Source organism: Streptomyces sp. NPDC046465 (assembly GCF_040646035.1).
Lineage (GTDB): Bacteria > Actinomycetota > Actinomycetes > Streptomycetales > Streptomycetaceae > Streptomyces.
On sequence record NZ_JBEYZK010000012.1, the window covers coordinates 273,636 to 289,866 of the forward strand.

Here is a 16,231-nt window from a genome sequence, read left to right on the forward strand (position 1 = left end):
TCTCCCCCCTGCCCCGCCTCGGCGGACAACGGCCCCCGGCGCATCACGCGCCGGGGGCCGTTGTTGTGCGTGTGGGGTACGAGGACGTACCGCTGGGCTCAGAAGTTGTCCGGGAGCTTGAGCACCGGATAGCTGCCCGTGTTCGTGGGCGCGTGCTCCGGCAGCCACAGCACGGCCACCGCGCCCTCGGAGGGCTCGTCGGGCGCCGCCCCCGCCGGGCGTACGTTGCGGAAGGTGAGCCGCGCGCCGAGTACGCGAGCCTGGCCCGCCGCGATCGTCAGACCAAGCCCGTGCCCGTGCCCCGCCCGGTCGGTGCTGCCCGTACGGAAGCGGCTCGGCCCCTCGTCCAGGAGCGCCTCGGGGAAACCGGGCCCGTGGTCGCGCACCCGGACCACGCGGCCCTCGACGCTGACCTCGATGGGCGGCTTGCCGTGCTTGGCGGCGTTGGCGACGAGGTTGCCGAGGATGCGTTCCAGGCGGCGCGGGTCGGTGGTGACCTCCGACTCGTGCACGATCGTCACCGTGATGTCGGTGGTCAGGAGCGCCATGCGCCGGGACACGAACTCGCCGAGCGTGATGTCCTGCAGCTCGGCCCGCTCGGCGGCGGAGTCGAGGCGCGCCACTTCGAGCACGTCCTCGACGAGCGTACGCATCGCCTGCGCCCGGTCCCTGACCAGCTCGGTTGGACGCCCGGGCGGCAGCAACTCGGCGGCCGTCAGCAACCCGGTCACCGGCGTACGCAGCTCGTGCGCGATGTCCGCGGTCACCCGGCGCTCGGCCTCCAGGCGCTGCTTGAGCGCGTCGGCCATGGCGTCCACGGCGCGCGCCACGTCGTCGGTCTCGTCCTTCACGACGCCGCTGATCGCGTCGCTGACACTCACGTCCGTCCGGCCCTGGGCGACCTCGCTCGCCGCCGTCGCCGCCTTGCGCAGCCGCCGCGACAGCTGCCCGCCGATCAGTACGCCAAGCGCACAGCCGCCGAAGACGACCGCGATCGAGCCGATCACCAGGGCCTGGTCGAGGTCCTTCATGACGGTGGCGCTGCGGTCCGTGAAACGGGAGTGCAGCGAGAGGACGTGCCCGTCGGCGAGCGGTACGGCGGCCCAGATGTCGGGCGCGCCGCCGGGCTTCTCCTCGACGAAGGTGGCGCGGCGGCCCTTGAGCACCTTCTGCCGCAGCTCCTGCGGCAGCTCCGGGTCGTCGACCTTCGTGCCGAACTGGAGGGTCTGCCGCTGGGAGGCGGAGGAGTAGAGCCGCAGGGCGAACTGGATGCGTTCGTCCTGGACGTCGCGCGAGTTGTCGAGCATCGAGACCCGCGCGGCGTTGTGCACGACCAGGCTCAGAGCGATCGCGACCAGGGCTCCGACCAGCGCGATGGCCGCGGCGATCTTCCAGCGCACGCCCGTACGCAGGCGCGCCCCGGACCGGAGCCTCAGCCGGATGCGCTCGACCGCCCTGCGCCCCCCGTTCATATGCGTCGTCCCCTGAGTCTTCCGAGTTCCGTGGCTGTCACGCGTCCGCTCACGCCTTGAGCTTGTAGCCGAAGCCGCGGACCGTCTCGATGCGGTCCTGGCCCACCTTCGTACGCAGCCGCTGCACATGGACGTCGACGACGCGGGTGTCGCCGCCCCAGCCGTAGTCCCACACCCGCTCCAGGAGCTTGTCGCGGGAGAGGACCGTGCCGGGCGCGGAGGAGAACTCGAGGAGCAGGCGCATCTCGGTCGGCGTCAGCCCCACCGTCGCACCGTCTTTCCGTACCTCCATGCCGACCGTGTCGATCTCCAGGTCGCCGAAGTGCAGCACCCCGCCGTCCGCGTCCGCGCCGTCCTCCGACCCGGAACTCGCCGAGCCGGGGCCGCTGGCGTGCCCGAAGCGGCGCAGGACGGCGCGGATCCGGGCGACCAGGACGGCGCCGTCGAACGGCTTGGTCACGTAGTCGTCGGCGCCGGCCTCGAGGCCGAGCACGACATCGATGGAGTCGGCACGCGCCGACAGCATGATCACCGGAACCGTGGACTCGTCGCGGATGCGGCGGCAGAGCGAGACGCCGTCCAGGCCCGGCACCATCACGTCGAGCAGCGCGATGTCCGGCTGGTCGGCGCGGAACGCCTCCAGGCCGGAGAGGCCGTCGGGCATCGCGGTCACCTCGAAGCCGTCGCGCTCCAGAGCGAGCTGGGTGGCCTCGCGGATGACGTCGTCGTCCTCGACGAACAGGACGTGGGTCTGCTCTGCCATCGGCTGCTCTCAGTCCTTTTCGGTGCGTGCGGCGTGCGGTGTTACGTGGGGCGGTGGTCGGTCGTGGGCCGGTGGTCGGTCGCGGGCCGTGCGTCAGTCCGCGGACGGCTCGCTCGGCTCCGCGCCCACCGCGTTGCCGAAGTCGTTGCGCGTACGCCCCGACTCCGTGAAGCGGTTCGACGACCACCGGTATGTGATCACTTCCTCGCCGGAGGGGTAGGCCACCGAGTCGCCCGACTCGTACAGCTGCTTCGTCACGACCAGGGCGCCCCGGTCGATCTCGGCATAGACGGAGGCGGGCTCCTCGGCCTGGAAGACATTCTCGTACTTATCGCCCTGAGCGCGATAGACGTAACTGCCGATGCCCACCGCGTCACCGCAGGTCAGCACATTCACCACCACATCGGAGACCGATCCGCCGGTCAGGTTCCCGTACGACACGTCGACCGGGTACGCCTTCCCCACGCACGGCTTCAGATCCCGCTTGATCGCCGGGCTGACCTTCGGGTCCTCCTTGACGAGCCGCACCGCGTCGATCTTCTTCGTCGGCACGGAGGCCGAGGGCGAGGGGGAGGGCGCCGTGGACACCACGGGCTCGCTGCTTGCCGGGCCCTCGTCGCGCGCGCCGGAACCCCCCGTCGCGCAGGCGGAGAGCAAAAGGCCGAGGGCGGCGACCCCGGCCATCGCCGCGGTCGCCGCCTTGACGCTTCGTCTGACCCGAGGGCCTAGGCCGCGCAACTCTCCCGCTCCTCACGTTCGAGCGCGCGCGCGTCCAGGTCGCGGCTCTCCAGCTCCTGGCGGAGCCGGGCGAGCGCCCGGTGCAGCGTGCTCTTGACCGTTCCGGCCGACATGCCGAGGGCGGCGGCCGTCTCCTCTGTGGACATCTGCTCCCAGTGTCGCAGCACGACGACGCTGCGTTGCTTGGGAGCCAGAACCTTCATGATGTCCATCAGCAGCGCGCGGTCCGCGTGCTGGTCGGTGGAGTCTTCCACGCTCGCGTCGGGCAGCTGCTCGGTGGGTACTTCCTCGAGCTTGCGGGCCCGCCACCACTCCGTACGAGTGTTGATCATGACGCGGCGCAGGTAAGCGTCCGCGAGCCGCTTGTCGGCTATGCCGTCCCAGCGTCCGTACGTCCGCACGAGCGCGGTCTGCAACAGGTCCTGCGCGTCCACGGGGTCCGGAACCAGGCGTCGGGCACTGCGCAGCAGGGCATCCTGCCGAGTGCGGACGTACTCTTCGAACTCGAGCACCTCGCCGTGCGCCATACCAAACCGCCTCCGTTCCATCCCCATTGCCGACCGCTGTCCCTGCTCTGCGGTACGGGTATGAAGTTACGGAGGCGTTGTCACGAGGTTGTGCGGAGCAGCCAGCGGCGGGCGCACGGCTGTACGTAGGTTGTGTAACAGACGCCGGACTTGGGTGGATGCCTGCGTTTTCCAGGGCCTTGGACCGCGTCATCCGTGCGGTCGCAGGCGGTCGCGGGCGGTCGCAGGCGGCCGAGGCCCTCGGGGGGGTACCGCCCTCCGTCCGGTGACGGACGGAGGGGTGTCAGGTCAGCGGCAGACGGTACAGACCGTCCGCCATCGGCTCCACCAGACCGTCCGCGACAAGACCGTCCAGCGCGCGGGCCCGCTGCACGGGCTCACTCCACACCCGGTCGAGCGTGGCCTGCGGCACGGGATCCACGGCCTCGCGCAGCACGGCGAGCAGCTTGCCCCGCACCTGCCGGTCCGTCCCCGCGTACGTCTGACCGCGGCGGGCGGGACCCTCGTGCGCGGGCTTGCCCGCCGTGCGCCACGCGCACTGCGCGGCGATCGGGCACTGCCCGCAGTTCTCGTTCTTGGCGGTGCAGACCAGGGCGCCCAGCTCCATCGAGGCGGCCGCCCAGCGGGACGCGGTGTGCTCGTCCGTCGGCAACAGGGCGCGGGCGAGCTTGCGCTCGGCCGCGGTCGTCGCGTTCGGCGGATACTGCACGCCCGTCACGGCCCGCGCGAACACGCGCCGCACATTCGTGTCGAGCACGGCGTGCCGCTGCCCGTACGCGAACGACGCCACGGCCGCCGCGGTGTACTCCCCGATGCCGGGCAGCGCGAGCAACTGGCCGTGCTGAGTGGGTACGTCGCCGCCGTGCCGCTCCGTTATGGCGATGGCGGCGCCGTGCAGCCGCAGGGCGCGGCGTGGATAGCCGAGTCGGCCCCAGGCGCGGACGGCCTCGCCCGGCGCCTCCTTGGCGAGATCGGCGGGGCGGGGCCAGCGGGCCAGCCACTGTTCGTACACGGGCAGGACGCGGCTGACCGGCGTCTGCTGGAGCATGAACTCACTGACCATCACGCCCCACGGCCCGGCGTCCTCACGACGCCACGGCAGATCACGGGCGTGCGTGTCGAACCACGCGATGACGGGAGTGTGCAGGGCCTCACCGGCGGACTCGGACACGTCTCCGGAGGCGGGACCGGAGCCTTGAGTCGAGCCGTGAGTGGGGCTGGGGACGGGGCCGGGGCCGGATGCGGGGCCGTTCGGCATGGGCTTCGTGGGCACAGTCATGGCACATCCGATCCTGCCACGGGGCCGCCGCGGCGCGGGCCAACCGCGCGGTTCGCTTCGGGGGTTTTACGGGGCGAGGCACCCGCCCGCAGCACCTGCCCGCCTCGACCTGACGATCGGCAGGGGCGGCCGGAGCCAAGCGGGACGTAGCGTCAGAGGGATGGGCGCAGAGGAGAGCGGGGGGCGGGGAGAGTGGGGCGAGTGGGGCGAGTGTGGCGAGTGGGAGGGGTGCGCGGACGTGTAGAGGGCGTGCTGCTGTGGGCGGCGCTGGCCGTGCCCGTCCTGACCGTGAACCGCCTCGGCCTGAACGAGCCCCGCCCCGCCGCACAGCAACTCACCGCCCTGGCCGTCCTCGCGGTGGCCACCACCACCCGGCGCGCCCGCCCCCTCCTCGCCTTCGTCCTCACGGCCGCCCTCGGCCTCCTCACGGCCCCGTCCCTCTTCACCCTCGCGTACGGCCCGGCCTTCGCCGTCTTCGCCCTGCTCCTCGGCCGCCGCGCGGCCCACGCGCGTCCCGCCCTGCTGGTCTGCGCGGCCATCGCCTTCGTCGGCACCGTCAAGATCGCGGTACGGGACGTCGACCCGACCGTGGAGTGGCTCGTCCTCATGGGGACGCTGGTGTTCGGCGCGGTCTTCCCCTGGCTCGCGGGCCGCTACTGGCGCCAGGGCCGCGAGCTGGCCGCCGCAGGATGGGCCCGCGCCGACCAGCTGGAGCGGGAGCAGCGCATCGTCGCCGACCGGGCCCGGCTGCGCGAACGGGCCCGTATCGCCCAGGACATGCACGACTCCCTGGGGCACGAGCTGAGCCTGATCGCCGTACGGGCGGGCGCCCTCCAGGTCGCCCCCGACCTGCCGGACCCGCACCGCGAGGCCGCCGCCGACCTCCGCGCCGCCGCCTCGCAGGCCACGGACCGGCTGCACGCGATCATCGGCCTGCTCCGCGAGGAGGGCGACGAACGGGCGCCGCTGGCCCCGGCGGGCGAGAGCGTCGGGGCGCTCGTGGCCCGCGCCGCGGAGTCGGGCTTGAACATCACGTACGTCGACGTCGACGTCGACGCCGACGCTCACGAGAACGATGACGCGTCGACCCGCGCCACGGTCCACCGTGCCGTCCGGGAAGCCCTCACCAACGCCGCCAAACACGCGCCGGGCGCCCACGTCGCCGTAACGGTGACGCGCGACGACCGGGCGACGACGGTCACGGTCACCAATGGCCGCCCCCGTGGAGAGGTACCGCCCCCGCCCGGCGGCGGCTCCGGACTGCGCGCCCTGCGCAGCCACGTCACGGATGTGGGCGGCACTCTCGACGCTGGCCCGTACGGACACGGCTTCCGGCTCACGGCCCGCCTCCCGGCCGAGGGCACCGCCCCCGTGCCGCCCCCGCCCGCCGGGGCCCGCCTCGCGTACGCCCGGCGCCGCACGGTCCTGGCCTTCGGCGCCGCCGTCACCACGGGTGCGCTGCTCGTCGGGGGGACCTTCGCCTGGTACGCGTACTCGCGGACGCACTCCGTCCTCACCCCCGCCGACTACGCGCGCCTGCGCATCGGCGAGAGCCGTGCCGAGGCGGAGCGCGTGCTGCCGGACCGGACGGTCGCCGACCCACCGCTGGAGCGCGCCCCGACACCGCCGCCCGCGGCCGCCGACTGCGCGTACTACCGGGCGAGCGGCGAACTCTTCACCGCCGTGCCGCACTTCAGGCTCTGCTTCGGCAAGGCCGGGACCAAGAACGACGACCGCCTCGTGGACAAGGCCGTCGTCCCCACGGCGAGCGAGGCCCACGAGAAGGACAAGGAGCAGGCACGGTGAACGAGGACATGAACAGGAGAGAGGCGCGGGCGGTAGATGTGGTGGACGCGATGGACGCGGTGGACGCGGTGGACGCGGTGGACGCGGCAGAGAGGGCGAGCGGCACCGCGACGCCTGTCATCCGCGTCCTGCTGGCCGACGACGAGGCCATGATCCGCGCGGGCGTCCGCGCCATCCTCGCCGCGGGCCGGGACATTGAGGTCGTCGCGGAGGCGGGCGACGGGCGCGAGGCGGTGTCGCTGGCGCAGGCCCACCGCCCCGACGTGGCGCTGCTCGACATCCGTATGCCCCGCCTCGACGGCCTCGCCGCGGGGGAGGAGATCGTCCGTACGGCTCCCGGTACGGCGGTCGCGATGCTGACGACGTTCTCCGAGGACGCGTACATCGCGCGCGCCCTGAGCGGCGGAGCCACCGGATTCCTGCTGAAGTCCGGCGATCCGCACGAACTCATAGCGGGCGTACGCGCGGTGGCGGGCGGTGCCGCGTTCCTCTCGCCCAAGGTCGCCCGGCACGTCATCGACGGCTTCAGTGCCCGGCGCATGGGCCGCGGGGCCGAGGCCCGGGCCCGGGTCGGGGCCCTCGCCCCGCGCGAGCGCGAAGTGCTCGGCCTGGTCGGGGCGGGCCTGTCCAACCCGGAGATCGCGGTCCGGCTGCATCTCGTGGAAGGCACGGTCAAGGCCTACGTGAGCGCGGTCCTCGACCGGCTCGGGGTCAAGAACCGCGTTCAGGCGGCGATCGTCGCGTACGAAGCGGGGCTGGTTCCGGAGACGGACTGACCGGGTCAGCTCCAGTGCGAGTCGTCGCGGCGGGGGAACGACATCGTCGGCTGGTCGTACGCGGCCGGGTCATACGTCGCCGGGTCGTACGCGGTCGAGCCGTATGCGGTCGAGCCGTATGCGGCCGGGTCGTACGCGGTCGAGTCGTACGCGGTCGAGTCGTGAGCCGAAGCCGGAGCGGCGAACGGGGCGGGGGCCGGGGCAGCGGCACGGAAGGGGCCCGGGCCCGCGAACCACTTCACGACCCCCGTGGACGACCCGCGCATCGCCAGAGTGACCCGCGCCACCGGACGCGTGGCGACCCGTACGAGCACGAACACGACCACCGCTCCGAACAGCAGACCCACCACCACGTCGTGCGGGTAGTGCACACCGACGAAGACCCGTGAGAAGGCCATGAGCACGGCCATCGGCACCGTCAGCGCCGCGATGCGCGGCCACGCAAGCGCGAGGCCGACGGCGGCGGCGCCCGCGATCGTCGAGTGGTTGCTGGGGAAGGACCAGTCGCCGTGCGGCGGGCACTGGACGAGCGGGTTCAGGGCGCCGGACACCGCCCGGCAGGGCCGCTCCTCGTCGATCGCGGACTTGGCCAACTCGCTGCCCACGTAAGCCACGGCGGTGGCCAGGGGAGCGAGCACCGCGATCGCCAGCGCGCGGGGCTCCCCGCGCCGGGCGCGCCACCAGGCGACGATGAAGAGCACGCCGAAGAGCAGCAGGCCGAGCTCCGTCCACACCTCGGCGAGGTGCTGGAACCACGACGGCGTGTCGTGGGCGAAGTCGGTGATGTCGCGGTAGAGGTCGTCCGTCATGGTGTCCATGATTGCGGACGGTACGGAGTGGGGCCGAATCGTCACACCTGGCGATCGACCTGTCACAGACCCTGCCGATGGACAGGGGGCGGGGTTCGAAAGGTGCCTCGGAAGGCGGTCAAGGAGGGTTCGTGTCCGGTTCCGGGATGATGATCCGCAAACTTTGTCGCTCAAGGCGGCGGGTGGGGCAGGAGAAGTACCGGATCTCTCGTAAGGTTTGGGCGTGGGATCTCTGCGCAATCCGGTCGGGCCGCTTCCCTCCACCATCTACTGGCGTCGGAGGGCCATTCTGCTGTCCCTACTCGGCCTGCTGGTGCTCCTTCTCGTCTGGATCGTCACCTCCGGTGGCGGAGGCGGCAACAACGACGCCGACGGTCCTGGCGGCAACGGCCCCGCCACGTCCATCACTCCCGGACCCACCGATTCCGGGCCCGCGATCAGTGAACACCCGGGCGGGCGGGACGAGTCGAGTGAGGGCTCCGACTCCGGCTCGGACGGTTCCGGTGGCTCGGGTTCGGGCGGCTCCGGCGGTTCGGGCGGTGGCTCCGGGGGTGCCGGCGGCTCGGGGGGCTCCTCGGACGGCGGCTCCGGCGACGATGCCAAGGGCGGGGGTGGCGGGGGTGGCAGCGGCTCGGGTGACCGGCTGCCGGCCGGTTCGCGGCTGCCCAACTGCACCAGCGGCGCCGTGAAGTTGAAGGTGCGCAGCGTCCGGAACACGTACGCGATCGACGAGAAGCCGAAGTTCGAGCTGATCGCCGAGAACACTGGCGGCAAGGCCTGCAAGGTCGATCTCGGCGGCAAGGGAACCGTGCTGACGATCACTCAGGCGGAGGACGACGACGCGTTCTGGTCGTCGGACGACTGCCCGTCGGGCAACGGAAGCCTGCTGCTGCGTGTACCGGCGGACGGTCGGGTCACGCACTCCGTGCAGTGGGACCGGCGGGCCAGCGAGGAGCAGTGCGCTACGCCTTCGGCGGGGGCGGCGAAGGCGGGTACGTACCTGGTCGAGGCGAAGGCGCCCGGCCTGGGGACGGCGCGGACGTCGTTCGTCCTCAAGAAGGACTGACCCGCGCCACCCGCTCCGCCCCCTCCACCCGCTCCGCTCGTGCGCGCCGGGCCCTCAGTGAGGGCGGGCGGGTGGGAAAACCGCCGCGGAGCGGCGGGCCACTGCCGTCCGGAGCCGGACGAGCCCCCGCGCCGGGCGCAGACCAAGAGGGCCCGTACCCCTACCCGCGCACCCCCGCCGAAGGCTAGACGTACCGCTCCAGGATCGAGGACTCCGCCAACCGCGAAAGCCCCTCCCGTACGCTCCGTGCCCGCGCCTCGCCGACGCCGTCCACCGTCTGGAGGTCGTCCACGCTGGCGGCGAGCAGTTTCTGCAGGCCGCCGAAGTGCTCGACGAGGCGGTCGATGATGGCGCCGGGGAGCCGGGGGACCTTGGCGAGGAGGCGGAAACCCCGCGGGGAGACCGCGGAGTCCAGCGCTTCCGGCGAGCCCGTGTACCCCAGGGCGCGCGCCACCGTGGGGAGTTCGAGGAGCTCCGCGTGGGTGAGGGAGTCCAGCTCGGCCAGCGCTTCGTCGACCGTGCGGGACCGCTTGGCCGTGGGCTCGGGCACGTAGTCCCGGACGACCAGCTCACGCTCGGGCTCGACGCCGGCGATCAACTCGTCCAGCTGGAGGGTGAGGAGACGCCCGTCCGTGCCGAGCTCCACCACGTACTCGGCGATCTCCGTGGCGATGCGGCGCACCATTTCGAGGCGCTGGGCGACGGCGGTGACGTCCCGCACGGTCACCAGGTCCTCGATCTCCAGCGCGGAGAGCGTGCCCGCGACCTCGTCGAGGCGGAGCTTGTACCGCTCGAGGGTGGCGAGGGCCTGGTTGGCGCGGGACAGGATCGCCGCGGAGTCCTCAAGGACGCGCCGCTGCCCGTCCACGTAGAGCGCGATCAGCCGCATCGACTGGGAGACCGAGACGACGGGGAAGCCGACCTGCTTGCTCACCCGGTCCGCGGTGCGGTGCCGCGTGCCGGTCTCCTCCGTGGGGATCGTCGGGTCCGGCACGAGCTGCACGCCCGCGCGCAGGATTTTGGTGATGTCCTTGTCGAGGACGATGCCGCCGTCGAGCTTGCAGAGCTCGCGCAGGCGCGTCGCCGTGAACTCGACGTCCAGGATGAAGCCGCCCGTGCACATCGACTCGACGGTCTTGTCCCAGCCGAGGACGATCAGGCCGCCGGTGTTGCCGCGGAGGATGCGTTCGAGTCCGTCCCGCAGTGCCATGCCGGGCGCGACGGCGCTCAGGGAGGCGCGCATCAGCGCATCGGCACCGGAGCTTGAACCCGGCTTGCCGGGAACCGCTGCCCGGTCGTTGGCTGCCACTGCACTCCCTCGGTCGCAGGTTGTCCAAGCCTCTGCCGCCACCTTGCTTCGTACGCGGCTTCCTACGGATTCACAGGGAGCTTCGTACGGATGGGCGAGACCAGGGCAAAGTCTACCGGCGCTCTTCCTCCTCTCGTGGGGCCTCTCGGCGACGGGATGCCGGAAGGACACGCAGGGCGTCCCCCATGTCGGCGACTTCGATGACCTTCATACCGGCGGGGACCTTGCCGGGGTCGGCCGGTACGAGGGCGTGGGTGAAGCCGAGCCGGTGCGCTTCGGCCAGTCTGCGCTGGACGCCGGTGACCCTTCTGACCTCGCCCGCCAGGCCCACTTCGCCGATCGCCACGAGATTCTTCGGCAGCGGGGTGTCGCTCGCCGCGCTGGCCAGCGCGAGGGCCACGGCGAGGTCGGCGGCCGGCTCCGTCAGCTTCACGCCGCCGACCGTCGCGCTGTAGATGTCGCGCTTGCCGAGGGCCGTGATCCGGCCGCGCTGCTCCAGGACGGCCAGCATCATCGAGACGCGGGAGGTCTCCAGGCCGGAGGTGGTGCGCCGGGGGCTCGGGATCTGCGAGTCGACGGTGAGCGCCTGGACCTCGGCGACCAGGGGGCGGCGGCCTTCCAGGGTGACGGTCAGACAGGTGCCGGGAACGGGCTCGGCGCGGCGGGTGAGGAAGAGGCCGCTGGGGTCGGCGAGTCCGGTGATGCCTTCGTCGTGCAGTTCGAAGCAGCCGACCTCGTCCGTCGTCCCGTACCGGTTCTTGACGCCGCGGACGAGGCGCAGGCGCGCGTGCCGGTCGCCCTCGAACTGCAGGACCACGTCGACGAGATGCTCCAGGAGGCGGGGGCCCGCGATGGCGCCGTCCTTGGTGACGTGGCCGACCAGGAGGGTGGCCATGCCGCGCTCCTTGGAGGCGCGGATCAGCGCTCCGGCGACCTCACGGACCTGTGCCATGCCGCCGGGCGCGCCGTCGATCTCGGGCGAGGCGACGGTCTGGACGGAGTCGAGGACGAGGAGCGAGGGCTTGATGGCGTCCAAGTGGCCGAGGACGGCGGACAGGTCGGTCTCCGCCGCCAGGTACAGGTGGTCGTCGATCGCGCCGATGCGGTCGGCGCGCAGCCGGACCTGGCTCGCCGACTCCTCGCCGGTCACATAGAGCGTGCGGTGCTCCTCGCTCGCCGCCTTGGCAGCGACGTCGAGGAGGAGGGTGGACTTGCCCACGCCCGGTTCGCCCGCGAGGAGCACCACGGCGCCGGGGACGAGGCCGCCGCCGAGCACCCGGTCCAGCTCGGGCACGCGGGTGGAGCGCGCGGTGGCCCGGCGGACGTCGACTTCGCCGATGGGCACGGCGGACGAGGTGACCCGGCCGGGGGCGGTGGTGCGGACCGCGGGCGCGCCGTACTCCTCGACCGTCCCCCAGGCCTGGCACTCGGGGCAGCGGCCGAGCCACTTGGCCGTCTGCCAACCGCACTCGGTGCAGCGGTAGGACGGCCGGTCCTTGGTGGATTTCGTACGGGCAGCCATGGTCGGAACCGTAGCCGAGCCCACTGACAACGCGGCCCGGCACCCGGTTCAGCCCACACCTCGGCCACCTCACCATGGGACCAGTTCACGGAATCAGTCCACGGAGTCAGTCCACGGAATCAGGAGTTCCTGTCCCCTTTTGAGGGATCTGTTCACCCGTAAGGATTAAATGTGCTCAAGAGGGAAGAAGGGACCTGCATCATCCGCATAACTTCGCACGGGTGATGAGCAGCAGGCCGGAAACTTCCGCGAACGCAACCGGCGCACACCGGGCGCACCGAGACGCGCGCAAGCGCGTGGTGCCCCGCCCGGCGCCCCGGACCGCGCCGCCCGCGCGCCACGAGCCGTTCCTGGACGGCCTGTTCACGTACTGCCTGTCCGTGCTCTGCGATCACGACGCGGCGACCGCGGCCCTGGGGGACGCACTGCACCTCGCCGATCGCCGGGGGGCCCGCGGCCCCGAAGCCGAAGCCGACCTCAAGGCCTGGCTCTACGCCCTCGCCCGCTGGGTCTGCCTGCGCCGCCTGGCCGCGGCCAAACGCGGCGGGGAGGGCCGCCACGCGCAGGGCTCGGTGAAACCGCCCACCCCGGCCGACCCCAGCCCCAGCCCCACCCACAGCTCCACCCATAGCCCCACTGCCACCCCCACCCCGACCCCCGCCCCCACCCCCACCCCCGAAGAGTCGGAGGAGACCGCGCGGCAGCGGCACCGTGAACTGGCGCGGCTGGCCTGGCCGGAGGCCGCAGGGACCACCCCCGAGCAGCGCGAGGCCCTCGAACTCGCCGTGCGCCACCAGCTCACCCCGGCCGAGGTAGCCGCCGTGCTCGGCATGGACCTCACCAAGGCCCGCAGCCTGCTCGCCTCCGCCGCCTGCGAGGTGGAGCGCACCCGCGCCGCGCTCGCCGTCGTGGAGACCGGCAGCTGCCCCATCGTGGCCCGCATCACCGGCGACAACCAGTTGCTGCTCGGCACCGCCCTGCGCCGCGAGCTCGTCCGGCACGTCGACGACTGCCCGCGCTGCCGCCGTACCGCCGAGCGCGCCGGTTCGAGCGCCTGGCCGGGCACGGCGGTCAGCCCGGCCGCGCTTCCCGTCGTCGCGGCGCCGCGGGCCGCCCTCCACGGGGCGATGGCGCACCTCCCGCGCGCGCGGGGCGGCGGTCCGCGCTACGACCGGCGTGGCTTCCCGATGGACCCCAAGGACCACGCCGCCCGCCGCGACCGCTTGCGCGCGCGCGTCGTCACGACGACGGTCGTCGCCACCGTGGTGGCCGCTCCGGTGCTCGCGCTCTGGGCCGCCTACCGAGGGGCGCCGCTCACCGGCGAGGGCCACGACGGCCGTTCCGTCACCGCGAGCGAGGACGGCGCCGGGGGCCTCGGCAGCGACCGCGCGCGGGACAGCTACGAGAACGCGGGCAACGCCCGCAAGGGCCCCGAGCCCCGCTTCACCGCGGGCAGCCGCTCACCCGACGTCTCCGTAGAGGTCATCAGCGGCGGGTCGTCGTCCCGTTCGTCGACCGGACCGGGGCGCCTCACGGTGGAGGCGCAGCCCAGCGGCGACACCACACTCATCACGCTGACGGCGTCCGGCAGCTCACCGGTCCACTGGTCGGCGAGCGAGGGCGCGTACTGGCTCTATCTGAGCCGTTCCTCGGGGACGCTCGCGCCGGGCGAGTCGGTCACCATCCAGGTGTACGTCGACCACACCCGCGAGCCGGCGGGACACTGGAGGGCACGGGTCTCCATCGCTCCCTCCGGAGCGCTCATCTCGATCGACGGGTACGGAAGCGGACGCCCCCCGGGCAAACCCGGCCCCGGCCCCGGACCGGGACCCAGGCCGAAGCCCACGGATCCGGGCCCGTCCCACCCCCACCCGTCCGACCCGGGCCCCTCGGACCCCGGCCCTTCGGACCCGGGGCCTTCCGACCCCGATCCCACGCCGACGCCCACGGACCCGACGCCCACGCCCTCGGATCCGGGAAACTCATCGCCGCCGAGCGACGGCGGCGGGCCGAGCCCGAGCTGAGTACCGCGCCTGCCCACCGGCCCTGGCCCCCCGGGCACCCGGCTCACCGCGAACGGCTCACCGCGAACGGCTCACCTGGAGCCCGCAGAACCTCCCGCACCCACGGGATCCGCCGGATGCGGCGCCAGCATCGGCAACTGGGAGGCGAGCCGCTCCTCGCACAGCTCCACGAGCCGGTCGTACCCCTCCTTGCCCATCAATTCCTTCAGCTCCGGGCCGTAGGACACGTACACCGGGTCGCCCGCGCCGTGCGCCGACGTCGCCGACGTGCACCACCAGTGCAGGTCGTGGCCGCCGGGACCCCAACCCCGCCGGTCGTACTCACCGATCGACACCTGCAGGATGCGCGTGTCGTCGGGCCGGTCGATCCAGTCGTACGTCCGCCGTACCGGCAGCTGCCAGCAGACGTCCGGCTTGGTCTCCAGCGGCTCGCGGTCCTCCTTGAGCGCCAGGATGTGCAGCGAACAGCCTGCGCCGCCCGCGAACCCGGGGCGGTTCTGGAAGATGCACGAGCCGTTGTACGGACGGGTCTGGCGGTCGCCGTCCTCGTCCGTGGCGACCCAGCCGGTCTCCCGGCCCACGTCGTGGTTCTGCCAGATGTCGGGCGTCAGCCGCTCGACGTACCCGGCGACCCGCTTCTCGTCGTCCTCGTCCGAGAAATGGGCGCCCAGGGTGCAGCAGCCGTCGTCGGCACGGCCCGCCTGGATGCCCTGGCAGCCGCTTCCGAAGATGCAGTTCCACCGAGAGGTCAGCCATGTCAGATCGCAGCGGAAGACCTGCTCGTCGTCCGCGGGATCAGGGAACTCCACCCAGGCGCGGGCGAAGTCAAGACCCTTCTCGTCCGGCTCCGGCTTGCCGGCCCTGCCCGACGTGGGACCCGACTTGGGACCCGACTTGGAACCCGACTTGGAACCCGACTTGGAACCCGACTTGGAACCCGACGTGGGAATCTTGGCCGGTTTCCCGGACTTTCCCGGCTTCTCCACCTTTTCCGGCTTTCCCTGCTTCGTCGGCTTCTCCGACGCGGCCTGCTTGGTCGACGGCTTCCCCGACTTCGATTTGTCGGTCTTCGCCTTTTTCGTCTTTGGCACGTCTCCAGGGTATGCGGGCGGCCGACCGCCCGGGGCCAGCCGAACGCGCCACGCGGCGTAGCGTTCCGTACATGAGACTCGGTGTCCTCGACGTGGGGTCGAACACGGTGCATCTGCTCGTGGTCGACGCCCATCCCGGTGCGCGCCCGCTGCCCGCACACTCGCACAAGGCCGACCTGCGCCTGGCTCAACTCCTCGACCCGGCTGGGGCGATCGGCCCCGAGGGCGTCGACCGCCTGGTGGCCGTCGTCCGCGAGGCGATGGAGGCCGCCGAGGACAAGGGCGTGGAGGAAGTGCTGCCGTTCGCCACGTCCGCCGTGCGTGAGGCGAGCAACGCCGACGCGGTGCTCGCCCGCGTCAAGGACGAGACCGGCGTCGACCTGCAGGTCCTGTCCGGCGAGGAGGAGGCCCGGCTGACCTTCCTGGCCGCCCGGCGCTGGTTCGGCTGGTCCGCGGGCAAGCTGCTCGTCCTCGACATCGGCGGCGGCTCCCTTGAGATCGCGTACGGCCTCGACGAGGAACCGGACGCCGCGGCCAGCCTGCCGCTCGGCGCGGGGCGCCTCACCGCCGCCTGGCTGCGGACCGACCCGCCGGACGCCTCCGACGTGAAGGCGCTGCGGCGCCACGTGCGCGCCCAGATCGCTCGCACGGTGGGGGAGTTCGCCCGCTTCGGCGCCCCCGACCACATCGTGGCGACGTCGAAGACGTTCAAGCAGCTCGCCCGCCTCGCCGGGGCCGCCCGTTCGGCGGAGGGCCTCTACGTACAGCGCGAGCTGAAGCGGAGGTCCCTGGAGGACTGGGTGCCGCAGCTCGCCGCGATGACCACGGCGGAGCGCTCGGAGCTGCCCGGCGTCTCCGAAGGACGGGCGGGCCAGCTGCTCGCGGGGGCGCTCGTCGCGGAGGGCGCGATGGACCTCTTCGGAGTCGAGACCGTGGAGATCTGCCCGTGGGCGCTGCGCGAGGGCGTGATCCTGCGCAGGCTCGACCACCTTCCGGCGCCGTGAGCGAGGGCGGCCACATGCGTGCTGATCCGGCCGACCCGGGGGGCA

13 protein-coding genes and 1 pseudogene are annotated in these 16,231 nt (G+C 72.6%); 5 read left to right on the forward strand and 9 right to left on the reverse strand.

Features of this window, described 5'->3' with window-relative positions; genetic code table 11:
• Positions 1-98: 98 nt before the first annotated feature.
• The 5 genes from cseC to ABZ953_RS20860 form a co-directional block, all read right to left on the reverse strand.
• Complete coding sequence (gene cseC, locus ABZ953_RS20840) at positions 99-1,472, reverse strand: two-component system sensor histidine kinase CseC (protein ID WP_361725816.1); 1,374 nt, start codon at positions 1,470-1,472, stop codon at positions 99-101.
• A gap of 49 nt (positions 1,473-1,521) precedes the next feature.
• On the reverse strand, positions 1,522-2,235 hold the full coding sequence (gene cseB, locus ABZ953_RS20845) for a two-component system response regulator CseB (RefSeq protein WP_361725819.1): 714 nt from the start codon (positions 2,233-2,235) through the stop codon (positions 1,522-1,524).
• A gap of 93 nt (positions 2,236-2,328) precedes the next feature.
• On the reverse strand, positions 2,329-2,919 hold the full coding sequence (locus ABZ953_RS20850) for a hypothetical protein (RefSeq protein ID WP_361725822.1): 591 nt from the start codon (positions 2,917-2,919) through the stop codon (positions 2,329-2,331).
• Positions 2,920-2,960: 41 nt separating this feature from the next.
• Positions 2,961-3,500: a SigE family RNA polymerase sigma factor gene (locus ABZ953_RS20855; protein WP_361725825.1), complete on the reverse strand. Its 540-nt coding sequence runs from the start codon at positions 3,498-3,500 to the stop codon at positions 2,961-2,963.
• A gap of 283 nt (positions 3,501-3,783) precedes the next feature.
• Positions 3,784-4,779, reverse strand: a complete 996-nt coding sequence (locus ABZ953_RS20860) for an A/G-specific adenine glycosylase (protein WP_361725828.1) — start codon at positions 4,777-4,779, stop codon at positions 3,784-3,786.
• 228 nt (positions 4,780-5,007) lie between these two features.
• Here ABZ953_RS20860 and ABZ953_RS20865 point away from each other — a divergent pair, with 228 nt between their 5' ends.
• Positions 5,008-6,585: a histidine kinase gene (locus tag ABZ953_RS20865; RefSeq protein WP_361725830.1), complete on the forward strand. Its 1,578-nt coding sequence runs from the start codon at positions 5,008-5,010 to the stop codon at positions 6,583-6,585.
• Positions 6,582-7,361, forward strand: a complete 780-nt coding sequence (locus ABZ953_RS20870) for a response regulator transcription factor (RefSeq protein ID WP_361725833.1) — start codon at positions 6,582-6,584, stop codon at positions 7,359-7,361. The genes ABZ953_RS20865 and ABZ953_RS20870 overlap by 4 nt, the downstream gene beginning before the upstream one ends.
• A 200-nt stretch (positions 7,362-7,561) precedes the next feature.
• On the opposite strand, the pseudogene ABZ953_RS20875 reads toward ABZ953_RS20870, so the two are convergent.
• Positions 7,562-8,179: pseudogene (locus ABZ953_RS20875) on the reverse strand (phosphatase PAP2 family protein); the annotation flags it as partial.
• 214 nt (positions 8,180-8,393) lie between these two features.
• Here ABZ953_RS20875 and ABZ953_RS20880 point away from each other — a divergent pair.
• Positions 8,394-9,236 carry a hypothetical protein gene (locus ABZ953_RS20880; RefSeq protein ID WP_361725836.1) on the forward strand — a complete coding sequence of 281 codons (843 nt, stop codon included), beginning with the start codon at positions 8,394-8,396 and terminating at the stop codon, positions 9,234-9,236.
• A gap of 184 nt (positions 9,237-9,420) precedes the next feature.
• Here the strand turns inward: ABZ953_RS20880 and disA are convergent, their stop codons facing one another.
• Positions 9,421-10,545, reverse strand: a complete 1,125-nt coding sequence (gene disA / locus ABZ953_RS20885) for a DNA integrity scanning diadenylate cyclase DisA (RefSeq protein WP_361725839.1) — start codon at positions 10,543-10,545, stop codon at positions 9,421-9,423.
• Between the two features lie 112 nt (positions 10,546-10,657).
• Complete coding sequence (gene radA / locus ABZ953_RS20890) at positions 10,658-12,067, reverse strand: DNA repair protein RadA (RefSeq protein ID WP_361725842.1); 1,410 nt, start codon at positions 12,065-12,067, stop codon at positions 10,658-10,660.
• Positions 12,068-12,291: 224 nt separating this feature from the next.
• Between radA and ABZ953_RS20895 the strand changes: the two genes are divergently transcribed.
• A complete protein-coding gene (locus ABZ953_RS20895; protein WP_361725845.1) occupies positions 12,292-14,091 on the forward strand; it encodes a hypothetical protein in 1,800 nt (599 codons plus the stop codon).
• Positions 14,092-14,162: 71 nt separating this feature from the next.
• Here the strand turns inward: ABZ953_RS20895 and ABZ953_RS20900 are convergent, their stop codons facing one another.
• Complete coding sequence (locus tag ABZ953_RS20900) at positions 14,163-15,182, reverse strand: hypothetical protein (protein ID WP_361725848.1); 1,020 nt, start codon at positions 15,180-15,182, stop codon at positions 14,163-14,165.
• Positions 15,183-15,253: 71 nt separating this feature from the next.
• On the opposite strand from ABZ953_RS20900, the gene ABZ953_RS20905 reads away from it, so the two are divergent.
• Complete coding sequence (locus tag ABZ953_RS20905; RefSeq protein ID WP_361725851.1) at positions 15,254-16,186, forward strand: Ppx/GppA phosphatase family protein; 933 nt, start codon at positions 15,254-15,256, stop codon at positions 16,184-16,186.
• The last annotated feature ends 45 nt before the right edge of the window (positions 16,187-16,231 follow it).